Annotated in this window: 24 protein-coding genes; 10 read left to right on the top strand and 14 right to left on the bottom strand. The window is 57.5% G+C overall.

The window, feature by feature from the left end:
- Positions 1-2 precede the first annotated feature (2 nt).
- From flhA to ACR0AY_RS19260, 4 genes are read left to right on the top strand one after another with little or no spacing between them, the layout of a single operon-like run.
- A complete protein-coding gene (flhA, locus tag ACR0AY_RS19275; RefSeq protein ID WP_170515714.1) occupies positions 3-2,090 on the top strand; it encodes a flagellar biosynthesis protein FlhA in 2,088 nt (695 codons plus the stop codon).
- A complete protein-coding gene (locus ACR0AY_RS19270; protein WP_170515717.1) occupies positions 2,087-2,860 on the top strand; it encodes a flagellar biosynthetic protein FliR in 774 nt (257 codons plus the stop codon). The genes flhA and ACR0AY_RS19270 overlap by 4 nt, the downstream gene beginning before the upstream one ends.
- Positions 2,857-3,942, top strand: a complete 1,086-nt coding sequence (gene flhB, locus ACR0AY_RS19265; protein WP_170515720.1) for a flagellar type III secretion system protein FlhB — start codon at positions 2,857-2,859, stop codon at positions 3,940-3,942. The genes ACR0AY_RS19270 and flhB overlap by 4 nt, the downstream gene beginning before the upstream one ends.
- Positions 3,939-4,325 carry a hypothetical protein gene (locus ACR0AY_RS19260; protein WP_170515723.1) on the top strand — a complete coding sequence of 129 codons (387 nt, stop codon included), beginning with the start codon at positions 3,939-3,941 and terminating at the stop codon, positions 4,323-4,325. Before flhB ends, ACR0AY_RS19260 begins: the two co-directional genes overlap by 4 nt.
- An 11-nt stretch (positions 4,326-4,336) precedes the next feature.
- On the opposite strand, the gene ACR0AY_RS19255 is transcribed toward ACR0AY_RS19260, so the two are convergent.
- The 9 genes from ACR0AY_RS19255 to ACR0AY_RS19215 are packed head-to-tail and all read right to left on the bottom strand — an operon-like array spanning position 4,337 to position 8,867.
- Positions 4,337-4,831: a flagellar basal body-associated FliL family protein gene (locus ACR0AY_RS19255; protein ID WP_170515726.1), complete on the bottom strand. Its 495-nt coding sequence runs from the start codon at positions 4,829-4,831 to the stop codon at positions 4,337-4,339.
- An 11-nt stretch (positions 4,832-4,842) separates the two neighbouring features.
- The gene (flgH, locus tag ACR0AY_RS19250) at positions 4,843-5,574 is read right to left on the bottom strand and encodes a flagellar basal body L-ring protein FlgH (RefSeq protein WP_170395282.1); all 732 of its coding nucleotides are present in this window, start codon (positions 5,572-5,574) and stop codon (positions 4,843-4,845) included.
- Positions 5,574-5,987, bottom strand: coding sequence for a flagellar basal body P-ring formation chaperone FlgA (gene flgA, locus ACR0AY_RS19245; RefSeq protein WP_170515729.1), 414 nt, complete (start codon positions 5,985-5,987; stop codon positions 5,574-5,576). The genes flgH and flgA overlap by 1 nt, the downstream gene beginning before the upstream one ends.
- Complete coding sequence (flgG, locus tag ACR0AY_RS19240; protein ID WP_170515732.1) at positions 5,987-6,772, bottom strand: flagellar basal-body rod protein FlgG; 786 nt, start codon at positions 6,770-6,772, stop codon at positions 5,987-5,989. The genes flgA and flgG overlap by 1 nt, the downstream gene beginning before the upstream one ends.
- A 21-nt stretch (positions 6,773-6,793) precedes the next feature.
- On the bottom strand, positions 6,794-7,504 hold the full coding sequence (locus ACR0AY_RS19235; protein ID WP_170515735.1) for a flagellar hook-basal body complex protein: 711 nt from the start codon (positions 7,502-7,504) through the stop codon (positions 6,794-6,796).
- On the bottom strand, positions 7,504-7,776 hold the full coding sequence (locus tag ACR0AY_RS19230) for a flagellar biosynthetic protein FliQ (protein WP_170395271.1): 273 nt from the start codon (positions 7,774-7,776) through the stop codon (positions 7,504-7,506). Before ACR0AY_RS19230 ends, ACR0AY_RS19235 begins: the two co-directional genes overlap by 1 nt.
- 3 nt (positions 7,777-7,779) lie before the next feature.
- Positions 7,780-8,070, bottom strand: a complete 291-nt coding sequence (fliE, locus tag ACR0AY_RS19225) for a flagellar hook-basal body complex protein FliE (protein WP_170408685.1) — start codon at positions 8,068-8,070, stop codon at positions 7,780-7,782.
- Positions 8,071-8,082: 12 nt separating this feature from the next.
- On the bottom strand, positions 8,083-8,469 hold the full coding sequence (gene flgC, locus ACR0AY_RS19220) for a flagellar basal body rod protein FlgC (RefSeq protein WP_170395265.1): 387 nt from the start codon (positions 8,467-8,469) through the stop codon (positions 8,083-8,085).
- 11 nt (positions 8,470-8,480) lie between these two features.
- Positions 8,481-8,867, bottom strand: a complete 387-nt coding sequence (locus ACR0AY_RS19215) for a FlgB family protein (RefSeq protein ID WP_170515739.1) — start codon at positions 8,865-8,867, stop codon at positions 8,481-8,483.
- 107 nt (positions 8,868-8,974) lie between these two features.
- Between ACR0AY_RS19215 and ACR0AY_RS19210 the strand changes: the two genes are divergently transcribed.
- The 6 genes from ACR0AY_RS19210 to ACR0AY_RS19185 all read left to right on the top strand — a co-directional run bounded on the left by ACR0AY_RS19210 (position 8,975) and on the right by ACR0AY_RS19185 (position 16,203).
- Positions 8,975-10,300 (top strand): FliI/YscN family ATPase, encoded by a 1,326-nt coding sequence (locus ACR0AY_RS19210; protein ID WP_480454520.1) that lies wholly within the window; start codon positions 8,975-8,977, stop codon positions 10,298-10,300.
- Positions 10,301-10,383: 83 nt separating this feature from the next.
- On the top strand, positions 10,384-11,223 hold the full coding sequence (locus ACR0AY_RS19205) for a flagellar motor protein MotB (RefSeq protein ID WP_480454509.1): 840 nt from the start codon (positions 10,384-10,386) through the stop codon (positions 11,221-11,223).
- Positions 11,224-11,321: 98 nt separating this feature from the next.
- On the top strand, positions 11,322-12,617 hold the full coding sequence (locus ACR0AY_RS19200) for a flagellar hook protein FlgE (protein ID WP_480454508.1): 1,296 nt from the start codon (positions 11,322-11,324) through the stop codon (positions 12,615-12,617).
- A 33-nt stretch (positions 12,618-12,650) separates the two neighbouring features.
- Positions 12,651-14,102 (top strand): flagellar hook-associated protein FlgK, encoded by a 1,452-nt coding sequence (gene flgK / locus ACR0AY_RS19195; protein WP_480454507.1) that lies wholly within the window; start codon positions 12,651-12,653, stop codon positions 14,100-14,102.
- Between the two features lie 2 nt (positions 14,103-14,104).
- Complete coding sequence (locus ACR0AY_RS19190) at positions 14,105-15,112, top strand: flagellin (protein ID WP_170515751.1); 1,008 nt, start codon at positions 14,105-14,107, stop codon at positions 15,110-15,112.
- Positions 15,109-16,203: a flagellar basal body P-ring protein FlgI gene (locus ACR0AY_RS19185; protein ID WP_170515447.1), complete on the top strand. Its 1,095-nt coding sequence runs from the start codon at positions 15,109-15,111 to the stop codon at positions 16,201-16,203. Before ACR0AY_RS19190 ends, ACR0AY_RS19185 begins: the two co-directional genes overlap by 4 nt.
- Before the next feature lie 38 nt (positions 16,204-16,241).
- On the opposite strand, the gene ACR0AY_RS19180 is transcribed toward ACR0AY_RS19185, so the two are convergent.
- From ACR0AY_RS19180 to ACR0AY_RS19160, 5 genes are read right to left on the bottom strand one after another with little or no spacing between them, the layout of a single operon-like run.
- Entirely contained in the window at positions 16,242-16,886 is a 645-nt protein-coding gene (locus ACR0AY_RS19180) for a DUF1523 family protein (RefSeq protein ID WP_170515754.1), read from the bottom strand.
- A gap of 10 nt (positions 16,887-16,896) precedes the next feature.
- Positions 16,897-17,163, bottom strand: a complete 267-nt coding sequence (locus tag ACR0AY_RS19175) for a hypothetical protein (protein ID WP_170395242.1) — start codon at positions 17,161-17,163, stop codon at positions 16,897-16,899.
- 1 nt (position 17,164) lies between these two features.
- Positions 17,165-18,502: a DUF6638 family protein gene (locus tag ACR0AY_RS19170; protein WP_170515757.1), complete on the bottom strand. Its 1,338-nt coding sequence runs from the start codon at positions 18,500-18,502 to the stop codon at positions 17,165-17,167.
- Positions 18,499-18,837: a hypothetical protein gene (locus ACR0AY_RS19165; RefSeq protein WP_170515760.1), complete on the bottom strand. Its 339-nt coding sequence runs from the start codon at positions 18,835-18,837 to the stop codon at positions 18,499-18,501. Before ACR0AY_RS19165 ends, ACR0AY_RS19170 begins: the two co-directional genes overlap by 4 nt.
- Positions 18,837-20,768: an ATP-binding protein gene (locus ACR0AY_RS19160; RefSeq protein ID WP_170515762.1), complete on the bottom strand. Its 1,932-nt coding sequence runs from the start codon at positions 20,766-20,768 to the stop codon at positions 18,837-18,839. The genes ACR0AY_RS19165 and ACR0AY_RS19160 overlap by 1 nt, the downstream gene beginning before the upstream one ends.
- Positions 20,769-20,819 lie beyond the last annotated feature (51 nt).

Here is a 20,819-nt window from a genome sequence, read left to right as displayed (position 1 = left end):
TAGTGCCCCGTATCGATCCCCGCACCTTGTTCTCTCCGACCATATTGCTGGCGCTGGCGCTGATGGCGGTCATCGTGATGATGATCCTGCCCATGCCAGCCTGGGTACTGGACGTGGGGCTGGCGGCATCCTTTGCGCTGGCGATACTGATCTTCACATTGACGCTGTTCATCGAACGGCCACTGGATTTCTCATCCTTCCCGACGATCCTGCTGGCCTCACTGATGTTGCGCCTGTCGCTGAACGTCTCCTCGACCAAGCTGATCATCGGTCAGGGGCACACCGGCACCAACGCCGCTGGTGACGTGATCGAAGGTTTCGCCCAGTTTGTCATGGGCGGCAGTATCTTTCTGGGCCTTGTCGTGTTCGGCGTTTTGCTGATCGTGAACTTCATGGTCATTACCAAGGGTGCGGCCCGTATGGCCGAAGTGGGTGCCCGGTTCGCGCTGGACGGGATGCCCGGCAAACAGCTGGCCATCGACAGTGACATGTCTGCTGGAGCCATCGATCATCAGCAAGCCAAAGAACGACGCGAGCGCGAGCAGCAGGAGACCACCTTTTTCGGTTCGCTCGACGGCGCGTCGAAATTCGTCAAAGGCGATGCGATTGCCGGGTTGCTGATCACACTTCTCAACCTCGTGATGGGATTGGTCATGGGGGTCATCGTGCATGGGATGCCGGTATCGTCCGCCTTCGAAACCTATGCAATCCTGACCGTTGGGGACGGGTTGGTATCGCAGATACCAGCAGTGATCATCTCGATTGCGTCCGCCTTGCTGTTGGCGCGTGGCGGTACGCAGGGTGCAACCGACAATGCGATCTTCTCGCAGCTTGGACGCCACCCGGCGGCGTTGGGCACCGTAGCGGTTCTAATGGTGCTGTTCGCCCTGGTGCCCGGTTTGCCGTTCTTACCTTTCATTCTTGGGGCCGGGGTGCTGGGCTATGCGGCTTATTCAGGCCTCAGAAAACGCAACGCCAGCGAGGCAGCGGCTCAGACCCCCGAGGCCGAGTCTGACACTCCGGTTTCACAGGCCATCGGTGATATCCTGGACCTCGACGACGTGCATCTGGAATTCGCCCCCGATCTGGTCAGCATGGTGCTGAACCCCGGTACCGGCCTTGATGCGCGGATCGCCAACATGCGGACCTATGTCGCCTCAAGCTTTGGGCTTATCCTGCCCGAAATTCGATTGACTGACCGCGCCGATCTTCCGACCGGAACTTATGTGATCAAAGTACAAGGGGTCGAACAGGCGCGTGGTGTTCTGAATTCTGAACTTGTGCTCGCGCTGGTACAGGACGGGCACGACTTTTTACCTGATGGCACCGATGTGACCGAACCCGTCTACGGTGCCCCGGCGCGCTGGATATTGCCCAAGGACCAGGAGGTCGCCGCACTGAATGGGGCCACCATCGTCACCCCTCCTGAAATTCTGGCGACCCATCTGCTTGAGATCATCAAACAGAATTTCTCGCGCCTTATGACCCTGAAATCCCTTCGCCGCCTGCTGTCCGAGATGACGCGGCTCAGCGATCCGACCCGAGCTGAAGCCAACCGCAAAATGCTGGACGAATTGATCCCAGACAAGGTCCCGATCGACACACTGCATGCTGTTCTGCGGCTGTTGCTAGACGAACGGGTCTCGATCCGAAACATGGCGCTGATCCTTGAAAGCGTGGCCGAAGCACGATTGACCACCACCCAGCCCGAAGGGATCTGCGAACTGGTCCGCCAGCGGCTGGGCTTTCAACTGGTTGCCGACATGAAACGCGAGGATGGCTCGATCCCTCTGATCCAGCTCGCACCGGAATGGGAGGACACATTTGCTACCTACCAGATCGACGCCGCGAACACAGGTATCGACGTGGCACTGCCACCCAACCTGTTCAATAAGCTGGCCGATGGGGTTGTCGATAGCGTCGCAAAATCAGCAGATCACGGCTTGTTCCCAGCAGTCGTCACCTCGACCCGTCGACGCAGATTGCTCAGGACCATTATGCACGCGCGCGGCGTCGCCAACCCCGTCCTGTCTTTTGAAGAGATAGGGCTTGAGGCGCGCCCCGCCTTGGTCGGAACGGTGCCCGCGTGATCTCAGTCCCGTCAGAGCTTTTGCCACATCTGGGGCAAAACCTGTGGCATCTGTTTGCCGTATTTCTTCGTGTGTCCGCATTGGTTTCGCTACTACCGGCCTTTGGTGAACGCAGCGTCCCTATGCGGGTCAAACTGGGCGTGGCAGTTGCTTTCACAATGATTGTCATTCCCGCCATACCCGCATCGGGTGTTATGCCGGGCTTTCACGAAATGATTGGATTAATCACCATCGAAGTCTTGATCGGTCTTATGCTCGGCATCGGGTTGCGCCTATTTGTCCTTGCACTACAAACTGCAGGTTCAATCGCGGCGCAAGCGACATCCTTGTCTCAGATCCTGGGCGGAGCGGCCGCAGAACCTGTCCCGGCGATGGGGTATCTGCTGACGCTGGCCGGCTTGGCGCTGGCGGTATTGCTTGGCCTTCATATCCGTGCAGCGCAGTTCATGATCCACAGCTATATGCTGTTTCCGATGGGCGCGCTTCCAACTGCGCCTGGTCTGTCGCAATGGGGCGTTGCGCAAGTCGCCCACAGCTTCGGACTGGCCTTTGCGCTGGCTATGCCCTTTGTCATCGCATCGCTGATCTACAACCTCGCACTGGGCGTAATTAACCGCGCCATGCCGCAGCTCATGGTCGCTTTTGTCGGTGCCCCAGCAATCACTTTCGCAGGCCTTTTCCTGCTTTTCGCCGGGGCACCATTGATCCTGGCAACCTGGTCTGACGCTTTGTTCGCGTTTCTCCAAAATCCTCTGGGAGGGCTGAGATGAGCGCATCAGACGACAGTGATAAGTCATTTGAGGCGACCCCGCAAAAGCTAGAAAAAGCCCGCAAAAAAGGCGAGGTGGCGAAGTCCAATGATCTGTCGGTGGTGGCTGCATACATGGGACTGCTCGTCGCACTTTTGCTCACGGGGCAATTCACGGCAGAGCATCTGGGGACTCTGTTCGTGGTCTTGATCGACCAATCAGATCAATTCGCAAGCTTGCTGACCGTCGGACCCGCGACATCCACCGTCGCTGGGATTCTGAGATCAACTCTGGCACCAATCGCCGCGTTGTTTATCGTTCCGGCAGTCGCGGTGTTGCTCAGCCTGATCGCCCAGCGCGCACTGATCTTCGCGCCGGAAAAGCTGAAACCACGCGGTTCACGCATCTCGATCGTCTCAAACGCAAAGAACAAGTTTGGCCGGGGCGGGTTGTTCGAATTCGCCAAGAGCTTTGTTAAATTGTTGATCTATGGAACATGCCTGACCCTATTTTTGCACGCCCACCTGCCCGAGATTCTGACAGCCAGTGCAGCCGCCCCGAGATCCTCAATTCTGTTGATGATGAACTTACTCAGCCAATTTCTGTTTATCGTCATAATGATCGCGCTGGCGATCGGCGTGATCGACTATCTGTGGCAACATGCCGAACACCTTCGCAAAAACAGAATGTCACGCAAAGAAATTCAGGATGAAACCAAGGATTCCGAGGGTGATCCGCACGTCAAACAGCAGCGTCGCCAACGCGCGCAGGACATAGCAACCAATCAGATGATGGCGGATGTGCCCAAGGCCGATGTGGTGATCGTCAACCCGACGCATTATGCGGTGGCGCTGAAATGGTCGCGAGCAAGTGGCAGCGCTCCGGTTTGCGTCGCCAAAGGGGTAGATGAAATCGCGGCAACAATCAGGGCCACGGCCGGAGACGCAGGCATTCCTATTCATTCCGATCCACCAACAGCACGCGCATTGCACGCGACCGTCGGGATCGGACAGGAAATTACCGAAGAATACTACCGACCCGTTGCAGCAGCTATTCGGTTTGCCGAAGCCATGCGCAAACGAGCGAAGGGTCAGGTCGGATGACGCAAGATCGCATAGACAACCTTTTGACCGTCGTCGAAGCTGTTTATCAACAGGAACACCAAAAATTGCACCCTTTGTTGCAGCGCGAAGCCCAGTTGCTTCAGCAATTGACGCGTCTGGATTCTCAATTAGCCGAAGTAAAATCGACGAATTCACAGTCGGATGGCTATCAGGTCACCGGCGCAGACCTGTTGTGGCACGGCTGGGAATCTTTGACACGGCGCAACCTGAACACCGAGTTGGCGCGCCTGCGATCACAAAAGCTTGCGGCAATGGAAGAATTGCGTGGGGCATTTGGGCGCAAACTGGCCGTTGCCGATTTGTCACGCCGCCTGCAGGAACACAAGCGACGCGTGCGACAATCTAAGGCTCAGGATTTGTAACCCCAACCCGTTCAGGTATCCTGTCGGCTGACACTCATGATCAAAACTTGCGAGACATCTTCGCCCAGATCCCTTCTCGCAACCTCCAGCAACGCATTGCGCAATGCCGTCAGGTTGTCTGACCGCGTGAATGCGCCGTCAAACCCGCCGATATTGGCGTGATCAAACAGAACTTGCAGAAACCGGTCCCTTAATTTTGGCTCGATCTCATAAAACGCTTCGGCAATCCCCGGCCTCACCTCAAGGCTGAGGGACATGGTGACGAGCGCCGATATCTCGTCCTCGGAAACCACGGGGACCACGAACTGTTTGGTGAGTTTCAGATACTCATGTGTTTCTGATTGATCATCTTTGCCGGGTTTAGTTTTGTTTTTCTTGTCTTCATTGGGTTTTTGCCCAGCCTCCGCAAGATCTTCAGCTTCCCCGGAAGGGGACAATAGGATCCGGGCGCCTGCACCGGCAGCCAGGCCGAAAACCAGAAAAACGATCGGTAGTAGTTTTCCCATAAGCGCGGCCCTCAGAAAGGTAGCAAGGTATCAAGTATCTGTTGTCCATAGCGTGGTTGCTGCACATCCGTGATCTGCCCGCGGCCACCATAAGACACCCGCGCTGACGCGATCTTGTCATAGGTGATTTCATTCTGGCGCGAGATATCTTCGGGGCGGACATAGCCCGAGACCAGCAGTTCCCGAAGTTCGAAATTCACCCGCAGTTCTTGCGATCCAGAAATCGAAAGCACACCGTTTGGCAACACGTCGACGACCGTTGCCGCCACGCGCAAGGTCAATTTTTCTTTGCGTTTGACCGATCCCTTCCCTTTGCTGACCGAAGCCGAGTCAATTGAAACGGCATCATCAAGTGAGGCCCCTTCAGGTAGTCGTTCACCTGCACGCTGCGGCAAGCCGAAGAGTTCCGGCACTGCAAGGCTTTCCGACCCCGCGCGCGATCGATTGGTATCGTTGGAAATTTCGGCCTTTTCATCCAGCTCGATCACGACCGTTAGAATGTCCCCTTTTTTCATCGCGCGCTGATCCCCAAGCAAAGAATGCTGCCCACCGCTCCACAAAGAGGACTGGTCGACCGTTCGCTGCGGCTGGCTGTGCAGCGGAAGCCCGGGCCACAGCATGGCAACATGTTCGGGCGATTCCGTGTTTGGTGTCAGGCTGGGCGGCTTGCCAAGGTGGTCCAATCGTCCACACGCCGCAACACTCAGAACGACAAATAGCAGGGGTTTCGAAAGGCTCGGCATCATTTAACCTCAATTTGTCCATCGGGACGGATTACGCCCGTTACTGTTGTGCGAGACGCCAGATTCATGACACGGATACGCTCGCCTGCTGCGCCCCGGCCCAACGCGCGGCCTTCGGCAGTGATCGATAGCGCGACGTGATCGAACACCAGCGTCACCAGATCGTTTCGGTCCACGATCGCAGGCGGACCGACATCGGCAGGGCGGATTGGCCGACCTGGATAAAGCGCAACACGTGCCTCCTGACCGATAAGATCCTCTGGCCTACGAACCGCCCCATTGACCTCAGTGGTTTTGATTTCGAGGTCGGATGAGACAATGACCTCTTTGGCGCGGATCGTGCGGGTCGGCACAACGATCTCGGCCAAGCTTGGCATCGGCATCATGCATAGTGTGAGGGTTAACAGGCGCATCACCGGACCTGCGTGGTCGCGCCCATCATCTGGTCGACGGCGGAAATAACTTTGGCGTTCATTTCATAGCCACGCTGCGCTTCGATCAGTTCCGTGACCTCGCGCACCGCATCGACAGAGCTGTCCTCAAGATAGCCCTGCCGCAATGTGCCCAGCCCATCTTCGCCCGGGGTGCCGACCACCGGTGCACCCGAGGCTTCGGTTTCCTTGAAGAGGTTGCCACCAATGGCCTCAAGACCCTTGGCGTTCGAGAAGCTGGCCAGCGTAAACTCGCCCAGCAACTGCCCCTCGGCCGTATCATCGAAATAGGCATAGACCTCACCCGCCGCATTGATCGAGATCGATCTGGCATCGTCTGGAATGGTAATTTCAGGGGCAACGGCAAAGCCATCAGAAGTTACGATCAGACCTTCGGCCGAACGTTTCAGGCTTCCGTCTCGGGTAAAGGCGGATTGGCCATTCGGCATGGTGACCTCAAGGTAACCCCGCCCTTCGATGGCGACATCCAGATCACTGCCTGTTGCCGAAAGCCCGCCCTGTTCCAGCTGTACGGTGACGGCGGCAGGGCGCACGCCCAACCCCAACTGAATACCTGTCGGAAGGACCGTTCCATCCGAGGCATTGACCGCCCCGGCGCGCGCCATCTGTTGATAGTGCAGATCGGCAAACTCGGCCCGGCGGGTGTTGTAGCCGGTTGTATTCATATTCGCGAGGTTGTTTGAAATTGTCTCAACCCGCATCTGCTGTGCGGTCATGCCCGTAGCCGCGATCTTCAATGCTCGCATGTCGTATTCTCCTTCCGGTAATCAGCGCATCAATGCCTTAAGCGCCCCGCGAACCCGTTCGTCTTCGGCCTCAAGAAAACTCTGCCCGAGCTCGTAGGCCCGCTGAATTTCAATCATCCGGGTCACCTGACCAATGGCATTGACATTCGATCCTTCGAGGAACCGATGCAGCACGACCGGCTCGTCCACCGGGTCCACCTGCCCGCCTGCACGGAAATGTGTGCTTCCTTCGCGCACCAGGTTTTCGGGATCGGCGACGTTGTAGACACCGATCTGGCTCAGAAGTTGTCCATCGACGCTCATCGTGCCGTCGCTGCCAACATCGATCGTTGCGGCGTCGGGCGGGACAAAGACCGACGCGCCATTGCTGTCCAGAACCCGGTGCCCGTCCATCGTCACCAGATCGCCCTCAGCATTGGGTGAGAAACTGCCGGAACGCGTCAGGCGGTTCCCAGCGGGCGTTTCGATCATAAAGAACCCGTCCCCTTCGATGGCAAAGTCGAAGGACCCGCCTGTCTCGGTCAGCACACCTTGTTGCAGAGAAGTGTTTCGAACCTGCGCACGGCTGAGCGATAGTGAAGGTTTGCCCGGCATATCCCGGACGAATTCGGAGAACACCAGCCCCTGCTGACGATACCCGGTCGTGTTGGCATTGGCGATATTGTTGGCCACCATTCGCATCTCATCCATGAGACCGGATTGGCGGGACAAGGTGACATAAGCGGTGTCCATTAGCGACCTCCGGCAATAAGCGGGACCAATGTCCCGGTAAAAAACGTAACAAGGGTCTGGGTCATGAAGCCCATCGACATCCAGAACACGACCACGATTGCAATCAGCTTAGGCACGAAGGTCAGGGTCATCTCCTGAACCGAGGTCAGCGCCTGAAACAAACCAACTGTAAGGCCCGAGATCAGCGCCACCGCCAGGATCGGAACCGACGTGATGACTGCAACCCAAAGCGCCTGGCGCACGATGTCGTAGAACAGACCTTCGCTCAGCATCGTTCAGACCGGCATCCGCAAGATTTCCTGATAGGCTTCAACGACTTTGTTCCGAACAATCACAGCCGTTTCCACTGCCAACTCAGTCTGCGCCAGTGCCTGAACCAAAGCGTGCGGGTCGGCCTGCCCAACCATCGAAGATTGCGTCACTTGCTCGCTTTGTTTCAGCGTCGCCACGAAATCCTGAAACGAGGATCGCAGCCCTTGCGCTGTCCCCTGATGTTCGGGGGCGGCCTGCGTTGCTGGGCGCGCACCCGTATAATTCTGTGCGGCGGTAAGTGAGCGAACATCCATTCTGGTATTCCTTTATTTTCGGAGTAGATCCATCAGACTTGATGACATCTGCCGGGTCTGGTCGAACATCTTGAGGTTGGCTTCATAGCTGCGCTGCGCCTCTCGGGCGTCTGCTATTTCGATCATCAGATCTACGTTTGATCCTCTGTAATGGCCAGTCTCATCAGCCATAGGGTGGCCAGGATCATAAATTCGGCTCAGGTCGCGACGATCGAGTTTGACGCGCCCCGCCTGAACCATCTCTTTTCCGTCCCGTTCGACTGTCTCAAACGGGACTGTCTTACGCCGGTATCCCGGCGTATCGGCGTTCGAGATGTTCTCGGACACATGACGCAACCGCGCTGCTTGCGCACGCAGTGCGCTAGCCGACGCGTCCAACGAGTAGGAAAAATCGCTCATCGTGAAACCCCCTATGCCCGGCCCAGACTCGTGCGCAGCACACCGATTGAAGACTTGTAGATCGCTAATGCCCGGTCATGTTGTCGCTTGACCTCGACAGCTTTCAGCATCTCTTCCTCCAATGAAACACCATTGCCATTCGGATCGCTCGAAGCCGCGACCGTGAATTCAGCCCAAGGCTGAGCGCGCGCATCACCATTCAGATGACCCGTCCGAGTCGCGGTCATCGCAACCTCTCGGCTCGTGTTTTCAAACGCTGTCTGGAAGGCTTCAATATCGCGGGGCTTGTATCCCGGCGTATCCGCGTTGGCCATGTTGCGCGCAACAATCGCTTGCCGTTGTCCGGCATGGGTTGCCATTGCGTAGGCAGTCTTAAAGACGTTCAGGTCATTGAACATCGGGGCTTCTCCCTCGATCAATTTCAATCAAGGCTTAACCCCGATTCCTTTAGAAACCGTTTTCAACAAATCTATTTGGAGGACCTGCGATGGCCGATCTCGATCCGATGCGTCTGAAATGCGAATTCGATAGGATGTCGGCGGTACACCATATCGGGCGTGTGACCGGTGTTGCGCGCGGCGTGGTTGAAATCGATGGTCTGACCGCCCAAGCCCGGATCGGGGATCATCTGACGCTGCGCCGACAAAAAGGCCCGGACCTGCCGGGCGAGGTCCTGCATGTCGAATCAGGCGCGATCCATATGCTGCCAGCCTCCGCACCCGATGGCGTAAGCCTGGGGGATCAGGTCTCTCTCGACCAGATGCCTGCCTTTGCGCCCGGAATGCATTGGCTTGGGCGGGTGATCGATCCGTTTGGCAAACCTCTGGACGGCAAGCCCCTACTGCCTGGCACGCTTGAACGTGACCTTATACAGGCCCCGCCAACCGCGGTATCGCGCAAGCCGCTGGGTGGTCGTATGGAAACCGGGTTGGCCATCCTCAACACGATGCTGCCCATTGTCCAGGGTCAGCGAATCGGCCTGTTCGCTGGTTCAGGCGTTGGCAAATCGACACTTCTGGCGACGCTTGCCCGCTCCGTCCAGGCGGATGCGGTGGTCGTTACATTAGTGGGCGAACGCGGGCGCGAAGTGAATGAGTTTGTCGAGAACGCCCTGGGTGCCGAAGGTCTGAAACGATCCGTCGTCGTGGCCGCAACCTCGGATCAATCGGCCCTGATACGCAGACGGTGCGCATGGTCGGCCATGTCGGTGGCGGAATACCTGCGGGATCAAGGGTTAAACGTTCTGTTTCTGGCCGATTCAGTTACCCGCTTTGCCGAAGCGCACCGCGAGATTGCCGCCGCAATGGGTGAGGCCCCATCGCTACGTGGCTACCCGCCATCGGTCACGCCGCTGATTGCAAACCTGTGCGAACGGGCGGGTCCCGGAACTGCCGATCAAGGTGACATCACCGCAGTCTTCAGTGTTCTTGTCGCGGGTTCTGACATGGACGAGCCCATTGCGGACATTCTGCGCGGCGTCTTGGACGGACATGTCGTGCTGAGCCGAGACATCGCCGAACGCGGGCGCTTCCCGGCCATTGACCTCAGCCGATCCGTATCACGCAGCCTACCAGGTGCGGCGACCGCAGATGAGAACCATTTGATTACAGAAACCCGCAAGCTGGTCGGCAGTTATGAGCAATCTGAGGTGATGATCAAAGCCGGTCTCTATGCCGAAGGAACAGATCCTTTGTTGGATCGCGCCGTCCGAGTCCACGAAGAGCTAGATAGCTTTTTTGCGAAGGCCGATCCCGATGGTATCGAAAACAGCTTTGATCGATTATCTCTGATTTTAAGGCGCGCTGGTGTAAACCCGGTGTCGCAGTCTTAGAATTCAGAACAGTTTTAAGTGTTAAGCCCACCTTAACACCTGCCCTGCTAGGCCAGTAAGCGGGTGAATAGAAGGTGGTGGAGATGGGTGCGCAATCCAATGCAGCGCCAATCATCATCAAGAAGAAACGTGTATCGGGTGGCGATGCTCACCACGGTGGTGCGTGGAAGGTCGCGTATGCGGACTTTGTCACTGCCATGATGGCGTTCTTCATGTTGATGTGGCTGCTGAATGCAACGACCGAGACGCAACGCAAGGGTCTGGCGGATTATTTTTCGCCCACGATACCGGTCAATCCGGTCTCGGGCGGTGGCGATGGTGCCTTCGGCGGTGACAACATGTTTTCGGAAAAAACCATGGTTATGGATGGATCAGGTGCCAGCTATCGGAACCCCACCGAGGCGAAACAGGCGCGCGGATCAACCGGCGTGGATGCGAAAGGCGGCGGTAAGGGTGCGTTCGAAGATTTCTCGTCGCTCGAGGCGCAGTTGCTGGGGCGCGCTGGGGAAAGCCTGGTGTCCGATAAGATGCGCAAGCACATCGTGACCCGCGTCACCGACGAAGGGCTGGTGGTCGAGCTGTTCGCCACTGAGGATCAACCGTTGTTCGAATCGGGGACAGACACGCCAACCCAAATGATGCGCGCGCTGGCACTTTTGGTAGCGCGGTCTTCCGATCTGGTGACAAACGCAATCGCGGTCGAAGGGCATGTGCGGTCTGCGCCCGTCGTGTTGGCGAATAACCCGGTCTGGGATCTGTCGACCGCGCGGGCGCAAAGCACCCGCCAACTGCTGCAGAACAAAGGCATCCAGCCACAGCGGTTGGACCGCGTGACTGGGCACGCGGACCGAGAGCTTTCGGATAAAAACCCCATGGCGATACGCAATAATCGGATTGAGATCATCTTTTTACGCAACCCTTAAGGGGTAAAGGATAGACAGCATTTTAGCTGTTAGCCGGCTGTTAAGGGCCAGTGCGGTACGTGTTGCATCAACGAATGACGCAACAAAAGGGCGTACCGATGACCATATCCTCTTCGCTGAATGCCGGTGTGGCAGCGTTGAAGGCCAACGCCAACAGGCTGGCCACGATCTCTGACAACATCGCCAACTCATCGACATTTGGCTATAAAAGGGTCGAGACCGACTTTCACTCCATGGTCACGTCTGGTCAGGGCGGCAGCTATTCGGCAGGCGGGGTCAGAACCACCAGCCAACGCCTGATAGATCAGCGCGGATCGTTGGTAACCACCAACAACTCAACCGATCTGGCCGTGCGCGGAAGGGGTATGCTACCGGTTCGTCCCAGTTCGCAGATCGCGTCAGGTTCAAATGAGATGCTGCTGACCACGACAGGCTCATTCCGCACCAATGAGGAGGGGTATCTGGTCACACAATCCGGCCTTGTACTTCTTGGCTGGCGTGCCAATCCAGATGGCTCGATCCCCAGCGTCCCGAGGGATACGCCCGCCGCTCTGGAACCCATTCAGCTAAGCGTCAATCAGCTTTCGGGCGCCCCCACAACATCCATGAACCTGCGGATGAACCTGCCTGCAACAGCGACCGACGCCGGTGCTCCGGGTGACACGCAGCCCTTGTCGGTCGAGTATTTTGACAATTTGGGCAAGTCTGAAAGCGTCGATATCGAATTGATCCCCACCGTTCCTGCGACCGGCAGCAGCAATGAATGGACCATGACATTGCGCGATTCAGCCTTGGGCGGCGCTGTCATCGGAGAATATACGCTGACCTTCACCGATAGCCGCACAGCCGGTGGTACACTAGCCAGCGTCACCGCCGTGACCGGCGGTGCCTATGACCCGGCAAACGGCAGCGTTGTCGTCAACGTCGCCGGCGGACCGATGGAGATCAACATCGGCCAGATCGGCGATGCGGACGGCATTACACAGCTTTCCGATACCTTTGCTCCGGTTTCGATCACACGCGATGGTTCGGCCGTTGGCACGATGACAAGCGTACAGGTTGATGAGAACGGCTATGTCTATGCTTTCTATGATACTGGGGTCAGTCGCCGGATGTTCCAGATTCCACTGGCCGATGTGCCGAATCCAAACGGCCTGACGGCACTGGACAGTCAGACCTATGCCCCTTCGCGTGACAGCGGCACCTTCTTCTTGTGGAACGCAGGCGAGGGGCCGACGGGCGATCTTGTGTCTTTTGCACGCGAGGAATCGACCACCGATGTCGCCACCGAGTTGACCTCAATGATCCAGACCCAGCGGGCCTATTCCTCAAGCGCCAAGGTCATTCAGACTGTGGATGAGATGCTGCAGGAAACCACCAATATCAAACGCTGATCTGATGATTGATCAACGAAAGGGATGCGTCCGATGAATATGTCGACAGCACTGAACAACGCTCTGGGCGGACTGAGCGCAGCCAGCCGTGGTGCGGCGGTGGTTTCAGGAAACATCGCCAACGCGTTGACCCCGGGATATGCTCGCAGATCGCTTGAACTGGCGACCAGCGCAATTTCTGGTAATGGCGTTCGTGTCGTTGGTATCACTCGGCACCAGGATCCGGTACTGATCGCAAACCGCCGTACGACCGATGCAAATCTGGTGGCAGCCAAAACCGTGGCGCAATTTCATTCAAGTTACGAGAAACTTTTGGGGGCAGCCGACGATGCCACTTCGATCTCGGCCAGACTGGCCCAATTCGAAAGCAGCCTGATTACAGCTGCAAGCCTGCCCGGCTCAGCCCAACGGCTGGATCAGGCTGCCCGTGCAGGCGGTACATTGAGCACAGCGCTCAATACAGCGTCCGAAGGGGTGCGGCAAATGCGATCCGATGCGGATCGCACGATAGGCAAACAGGTCGATACGCTGAATCAGACTCTGAAAGACATCGAGAAACTGAATGCTCGTATCCCCGCTGTCCGCAATTCGGGCGGTGATATTGGCGCGCTGTTGGATCATCGTCAGATTCTGGTCGATCAAGTCAACGAGTTGGTGCCTGTCAACGCGATCGCGCGCGATAATGATCAGATTTCCCTCTATTCCGATGGCGGGTTGATCCTGCTGGAAGGAACCGCGGCCGAGTTTTCGTTCTCGACCACAGGCGATACCATGCCGCATATGACCGTTGGCAACGGGTTGCTGTCCGGGCTTGAGATCAACGGCCGACCCGTTCGCGTGAGCGGAGAGTTCGCCCAAATCCGAGGCGGCGCATTGATGGCCCAGTTCTCGGTCCGCGACGAACTGACCGTCGAAGCGCAAGCCGATCTGGACGCCGTCGCCCGCGACCTAATCGAGCGGTTTGAAACCACCGGGTTGGACCCGACCGCTGCCGCGACCGATCCGGGCGTCTTCACGGATGACGGCAGCCGCTTTGATCCGGTTTCTGAAACCGGTCTTGCGTCGCGCATCTCACTAAATGTTGTGGTCGACCCGGATGCAGGGGGTGACAGCTGGAAACTGCGCGCGGGTCTGGGGGCTTTGACCCCCGGTGCGCCGGGTGATGCCAGCCAGTTGCAAGCATTTGGGGCCGTTCTGACCGACTCACGCCCGGCCCCCAGCGTGGGATTTGGGACAGGCACGATGCGCGCGGCCGAGATCGCCGAGGCGTTGCTTTCCAAAGCCGGGGCAAACGCACACACAGCTGACCAGCGCAGCAGTTTTGCAGCAAACGCGCAGCTGGAAATGCAAAAAGTCGTCGCGGAGCAAGGTGTTGACAGTGACGCGGAACTGCAGCGCTTGATGCAGATCGAGCAGGCCTATGCCGCAAACGCACGCATCGTCGCTGTCGTGGATGAACTGATGGATACCCTGTTGAGGTTATGAACATGACACTGAATTCGATCGGGGATCTGGCCCGCGGCCTTACCCTCAGAACTCGCAGCGCCGAGATCAAATCACAAATCGAAACACTGTCGTATGAGATGTCCACCGGCAAGGTGCAGGATATCTCGGGTCGTCTTGGTGGTGATTACTCGCACCTACTGGATCTAGATCGCAGCCTGGAACGGTTGGACGCGCTTTCCATCGCCACCGCCGAGGCGCAGCTATTCACGGACGCAATGCAATTGAGCTTGACAACGCTAAGCGGCTCGGTCGCCGAGATGTCAGCGTCGCTGCTATCATTCGGCACGGCGAACCAGACCGTGACACATGAACAAGCATCGGTTCAGGCACGAAATGAGCTCGACACAATGATCTCAGCCCTGAATACGCGGGCGGGAGGGCGCAGCCTGTATTCCGGAACGTCGACTGACGTCTCACCTCTGCCCTCCGCTGAAACATTATTGACAGCGCTGCAGGCCGAATTGACCGGACTGACCTCCCTAACAGATATCCAACAGGCCGCTGAGGATTGGTTCAACGACCCCGCCGGATTTGATGCGGTGATATATCAAGGTGGTACGGGCACCTTGGCTCCGATGCAGATTTCCGAGAACGAGCGGATCACGCTTCCGATCATTGCGACAGACCCCGCGCTCAAGGACGCTTTGCGCGATGTTGCGGTTGCGGCTCTGGCCACAAATGATGCGCTTGGATGGACGCCTGATCTACGAACCGCAATGTTCACGCAGCTTGGTGTTGAGCTGGCCAATACACAGGATGCGACGGTCAATTTGCGCGCCCAGGTCGGCGCGGCTGAGGCGCGTGTGGAGCAAGCCGCAACGCGCAACGCCGCCGCAAAGACCAGCGCTGAGCATGCGCGCAATGCGTTGATCGCTGCAGATCCCTATGAGACTGCGGCACAGTTGCAATCCGTGCAGTTCCAACTGGAGAGTCTGTATTCCGTGACCGTTCGCAATGCCAACCTGTCACTGGTGAATTTCTTAAGATGAAGATACTCGTATTCCTTTTGATAGCCTTACCCTGCATTGCCAATGCGGGGGCCATACGCCTGAAAGATCTGGTGGATTTCGATGGTGTCCGCGGCAATGATCTGGTTGGCTACGGCCTTGTGGTTGGCCTGAATGGCACCGGCGACGGCTTGCGCAATTCTCCGTTCACCGAAGAGATTATGTCCAACATTCTCGAACGGCTGGGCGTAAACGTGAATGGCGAAGATTTTCGCCCCAAAAACGTCGCCGCCGTTTTGGTCACCGCCACCCTACCACCCTTCGCGCGCGTCGGCGGTCAGATTGACGTCACCGTCTCTGCCATTGGAGATTCCAAAGGGCTTCTTGGGGGGACATTGATCATGACACCCCTGAATGCAGCAGATGGTCAGATTTATGCCGTGGCACAAGGGACAGTGCTAGCCGGCGGCGCTGCAGTTGAAGGCGAAGCAGCGTCGGTTGTAAGCGGGGTGCCGACATCGGGCGTCATACCCTCGGGCGCGCGTGTAGAGCGCGAGATCGATTTTCAGCTTGCTGATTTGACTCAATTCAGACTGGCGCTGAGAGAACCGGATTTCACGACCGCAAGCCGCATTGAGGCCGCCATCAACAGAGAATTCAACCGCGCCGTCGCACTCATGCGCGATTCCGGCACTGTGGAGTTGAGCATTGAGGCGACGCGGGCCGTATCAACCGCGCATGCGATTGGACGTATTGAAAACATACTGGTCGAACCCGAAAGCAAGGCCCGCGTCGTGGTGGATCAGAGATCCGGCACAATTGTTATGGGTCGGGACGTCAGGATTTCACGCGTCGCGGTATCGCAGGGCAACTTGACCCTCACAGTCGAGGAAGCCCCGATTGCTGTTCAGCCAAATCCGTTTGCGCGAGGCGAAACAGTCGTTGTTCCGCGCACCTACGCTGGGATCGAAGAGGAAGAAGGAACGGGGCTTGCAGAAATCCCCGAGGCAACCACCTTGTCCGAAGTGGTCGCCGGGTTGAACGCCTTGGGCGTGTCGCCACGCGATATGATCGACATCCTGAAAACCATCAAAGCTGCCGGGGCACTTCATGCAGAGTTCATCGTGAGATGAGCAGTCAGACCACAGCGCACGCCTTTTGGTGTACCACTTTACTTGGATTTCCAACTGTCCAGCCAGCGGCGAAAGCCCTTGCGCTTTTCATCTATTGCATCACCAGCGGCGTAAAGACCATCTTCCATGTTCTCCAAAACAGGATCGATCTTCTTTTGCCGAAACCGCCGCCATCGAACCCAGATGGCCCAAACCAGCGCAGCAAACACAGTCACGAAGACGATATTGAACCACGGGATGATGCGGACATCCGGCCCCTCGACATGCCGGATGAAAATTGCGTTGGGAAAAATCGACATGAACTCATTGCGCCAGCCGTAATGCGTTACGACCACCCAATCGGGGTTATCTTTGGTCGACTTGGCATCGTTGGCCTCGGTGTAAAGATTCGCAGTGTCGAACTTGAAATAAGGCGGCCAGCCCCAACCGGTGTCTTCGTTGCGATAGACAATGGGCTTCCCGTTGGCGCGTACGGCCTGAATGAACTGTACATCGCGGTTTGACAGGCTGGTGGATTGATCTTCAGGCTCGGACCAGAAAATTCGCGTCCAGTCCGTCAGGTCCTGACGTTCCTCATAGGTGTTGACGATCCGCACCACATCGTGCTGCGGTAGGGAATACTGCAAGATCACGGCGATCGTGCCCCAGAAGATGATAATGAACGCCCATTTCACATAGGCCATGCCTTAACCCTCACATGTAATTCACGATGTAGATCAGCGCGCCAATCGCCACCCAAGGTACAATATAGACACCCAAAATCAGTTTGCGCCGGAATGAGTTGTCGTAGACGTGCAAACCACGCGCAACAAACGCTTCTTTGTTACCGGTTTTGCCCTTTTCGTCCCACCACGTCTCCAACTTTCGCCGCCTAACTCCTCGCGAATAAAAGGACAGCGCGAAATAGGCAATCGTCTGGATCACCAGCAGGATCAGAAACAGGCGCATCGCTCCGAACATCTTAATCTCTCCTGACCGCGCCCCAAGGGCCGACCCGTGCGATCACTGTTTCGCTGACCCGGTCATTGCCGGTCATATCCGGTTCATGACCAAATAGAGCCGCCCGCGCACCAGCCTTGTCCACCTGATACTCGCGGGCAAGGAAGTCGGCAACATAGGCTTTCTTGGTCTCGGGCCAGGTCCTGTAAGTACTATAAAACAATTCCTTGTGGCAGATGAACATCTGCCGCGGATCCAGCGGAGCCAATTCGGTCAACAGCATATTCACCAGATCGCGGTTCGGCGTATCGGCTGCGCGTAATGTGTAGAAATAGGCGGGATGATCCGAGGTGATGCGTGGCCAGCGCCCACCATCTGTCGCCCAGCGCAACAGTTGTGCGAGGCCGTGGTACGCCTCGGGCAGGCGATCCGCGTGGTTGCGTGCCAGTCGGCGCATGTCGCTGCGATCCAGCCCGCTCAGATCAACGTCTGCGTCAGCAGCCGCAGCAATGGTCAGAAAATCCATTTTCTGTTGCAGGATCGCGGCAGCATCCACGCCGCGCGCCTTAACGATAGGTTCAACCAGATCGTTGTAGTCGAGAAACTTGGCAATCTGGTTCCGCTGCGACGGGTCAAAAATGTATTTGATCGGCATATCGTCGGGCTTTTCGCCTATGCAAATCGCCGCCGGGTGATCCATATCCGGGAACAGGTAGAGCCCGCCAAAGTGTGCCGTCCAGAAATTACGCTGCTCGAATGCGGTGTGGCGCAGGCGGACGGGGTTGCGGGTGACGTCGCCGGTTTCCTTGGCCGTTTCGATCATCTTTGCGATCAGCACATCGTCGAACCATGCATCCTCTTCGGTTTTGAAGCGTTCGACCATGCCCGCTAGCTGCTGGGCTTTGCGCAGGGTGCCGCCCACGGTGTCGGCCTCGATCTCGATCTTGCTTAGGTTCAACAGGTCGCGCGGGGTGGTGAGTTTGATGACCGAGTTCACCAGCTCTCCGGCCACCGCATCGGTGGCGGTTAGAGCAAACAGCTGCGCCTCGTTCATCTCGATGAACTCACGCAGGATATCCCGCGAGGTCGAGAATTTGACGTTCAGCAGAGGCGCGCGCTTCTGCTCGGTCGTCAGCAGGATGAACTGCCGGTTGACCCCGTTGGGGTTGAGGTAGAGCTCGTCCTCCAACTCAATCCTCACCTCGGGCGAATAGCCTGAGATATCGACGTGAAAATCCGTCAGCGCCGTGGTCTTGCCCGCCAGATGTTGCAGTGCGCGGTTATACCGCTCGACCAGAGCCGGGCTTGAGATGTGGACGAGGTTGCCGAACATCAGGCCTTTTTCGATGAGGCGGATCATGCTGGATCACCGTTTCGGAACTGAAGCCTTATACCCAGACCAAGTGCAAACAAGTAGGGCAATGCGAGTAAGACCAGAATAGCGCAATGCCAAACTTCAGAGCCCATAACTTGTTTCGGGTCATAATAATTCCAAAACCATCCGAGTCCGAGAAACAAGGGGATAAGACCGACAAATGGACCTACACAAACACTGAGCGAGAACCAAACAAGGAACCTAAGCGCAAACAGCTTGCCTTCTGGCACGGGTAAATTACTGCGAACGGCGAAGCTCGTTGTCCAGCAAGCGAAGGACACTCCTATCAACAGGATAGCAATGAGCTGCGCAGCTTCCATCACCCCTTCCCCTCCAGATACCGCCGCTTGGCCTCTTCCATCTGGCCCATCTCGCGGACGGCGTTCTCGATGGCGACCTCGTCGCTCTTGTCGGCATAGCGGAATTCGCTGTCGGCGTAGCGGTTGATCTCCTGCATCACCATCTCGACTGTGATCGGCTGGCGCAGGTCCTCGATCATAGCTTTCTTGCTGTCGTAGTCGCGGAACAGGAACAGGTCGGGGTTTTCCATCCACTCATCGGGCAGTTCGAAATCCATCGCGCGGACCTTGACCGCGTCGGTGATGTTCTTGATCGCGCGCCCGGTGAACCGCTCATCCGCCTGTTGGATCGCTTTGAGGTAGGTGCCCAGTTTGGCAATCGTGTCCATCTGGCCGATCTCGCCGGAGACGCGGTCAAAGACCTGCAGCAGGGCATCCTCATGCGGGCGGGCGTGGCTTTCGAAACTGGCGACGACGGCCTTTTTGATCTCCTGCGCGGCATAGGCGTCGTGTTCGCCCAGCGGAATGTCGTGGTTGCGGCCCATCAGCAGGTGCAGGATGTCGATGTAGTCCTCACGCGTTTGCGGACCGTCCACTAGGAACCGCGCGCCCGCCCGCTGGCGTAGGGCGTCGTCCACATTCTCTGGGTAGTTCGAGAACATGCCAAAGGTGCAGTTGCCGCGCACGACGGTGTTGGCCCCCGCAAAGCTCTCCATCAGCATGGCCGTGATTTCCAACTGTCCGGCTGACGACTGCCGATCGCCGCGTTTGCCCGCAAGCTGGTCGATATCGTCGATCGTGCCGAAACCGATGACCGAGGGGTCGATGATCGTGTCGATGAAGGCCTTCGCGTTCTGGCCGGATTTGCCCTGATAGCTGTCGATGTTGTCGGTGCTCAGGTTCTGGTAGCGGAACGGATAGCCCGCGTTCTGGCAATAGTCGTTGATCAGCCCGGCCATCATCTGGATCAGCGTGGTTTTACCGGTGCCCGGTTTACCGTCACCCATGAAGGTGAAGATGAACCCGCCAAGCTCGGCGAACGGGTTCAGGCGGCGGTCGAAGTCATAGGCCATGACCATCTTGGCCAGCTTCATGGCCTGATACTTGGCGATATGGTTGCCCACCACCTCGTTCGGTTTCTTGAACGTCATGGTCAGAGTGGTGGATTTGGCCTTGGAGGCCGGTTCAAACCCTCGGATCGTCAGGTCATCGGCCTCGATATGCCACGCGGCATTCTGGAACGGGGCTAGATGGCCGGCCGATTGCGCGCGCAGGGCGGCTTTCTCCATCAATTGCTCGGCATAGGCGCTGGTGGCCGCGATCAGGTGGGCATCATCGGGGGCGTGTTTGGCAATGGTCTGGTCCAACTCCCACAGCGCGCCGTGCAAGGCGAGTTGGCCGTTGTCGGTCAGGACCTCTTCGATCTCACCGATATCGACAGTGGTCTCTCCCAGATGCGAGGACATCAAGTACGCCAGCGCATTGCCGAAGGTGTGCGAGGTGATCAGAGCCTCGGCAGTCAGCAGTTCCGAGAATTCGGTCTTTCGCGCGGCGGGCAAATCGCCCGCAAGGTTCGCGCGTTTCAAGTCTGCCAACGGTGTCTGTTCGGCGTAGGCCTCGCTCACCGCCAGAGCGATGGCAACCGCACGGCGGATTGCCTGCTGCGTTGTGGCCTGCGGTGGCGAGACCAGCGCATCGCCATCATCCGAGGCCTCGATCCGTTCGACCAAATGCACCCCGTCTGCGCGCACTGTGCGCCGTGTCACCAAACCCGGCGTGGTGGATCGAAACCTCCGTCCGGTCGACACCCCCGGCGACCGTTCCGTCGACGTCTCCAGCGCTTTGGCAATCCGCGGCGCGTGTTCGAACCCATTCAGCAAGGCGGTCGCTGCCGGGTAATGCTTGCGAATATCCGCCTCGCGCAATTCCATCTGATCTGACGTCAAACTCATCTCAAAAACCGCCCTTGATTCATCTTTTTCAAAAATACTCTCGCCGAAGGC

Source organism: Ruegeria sp. A5 (assembly GCF_056543005.1).
This window is presented reverse-complemented; position numbering and strand designations above follow the sequence as displayed.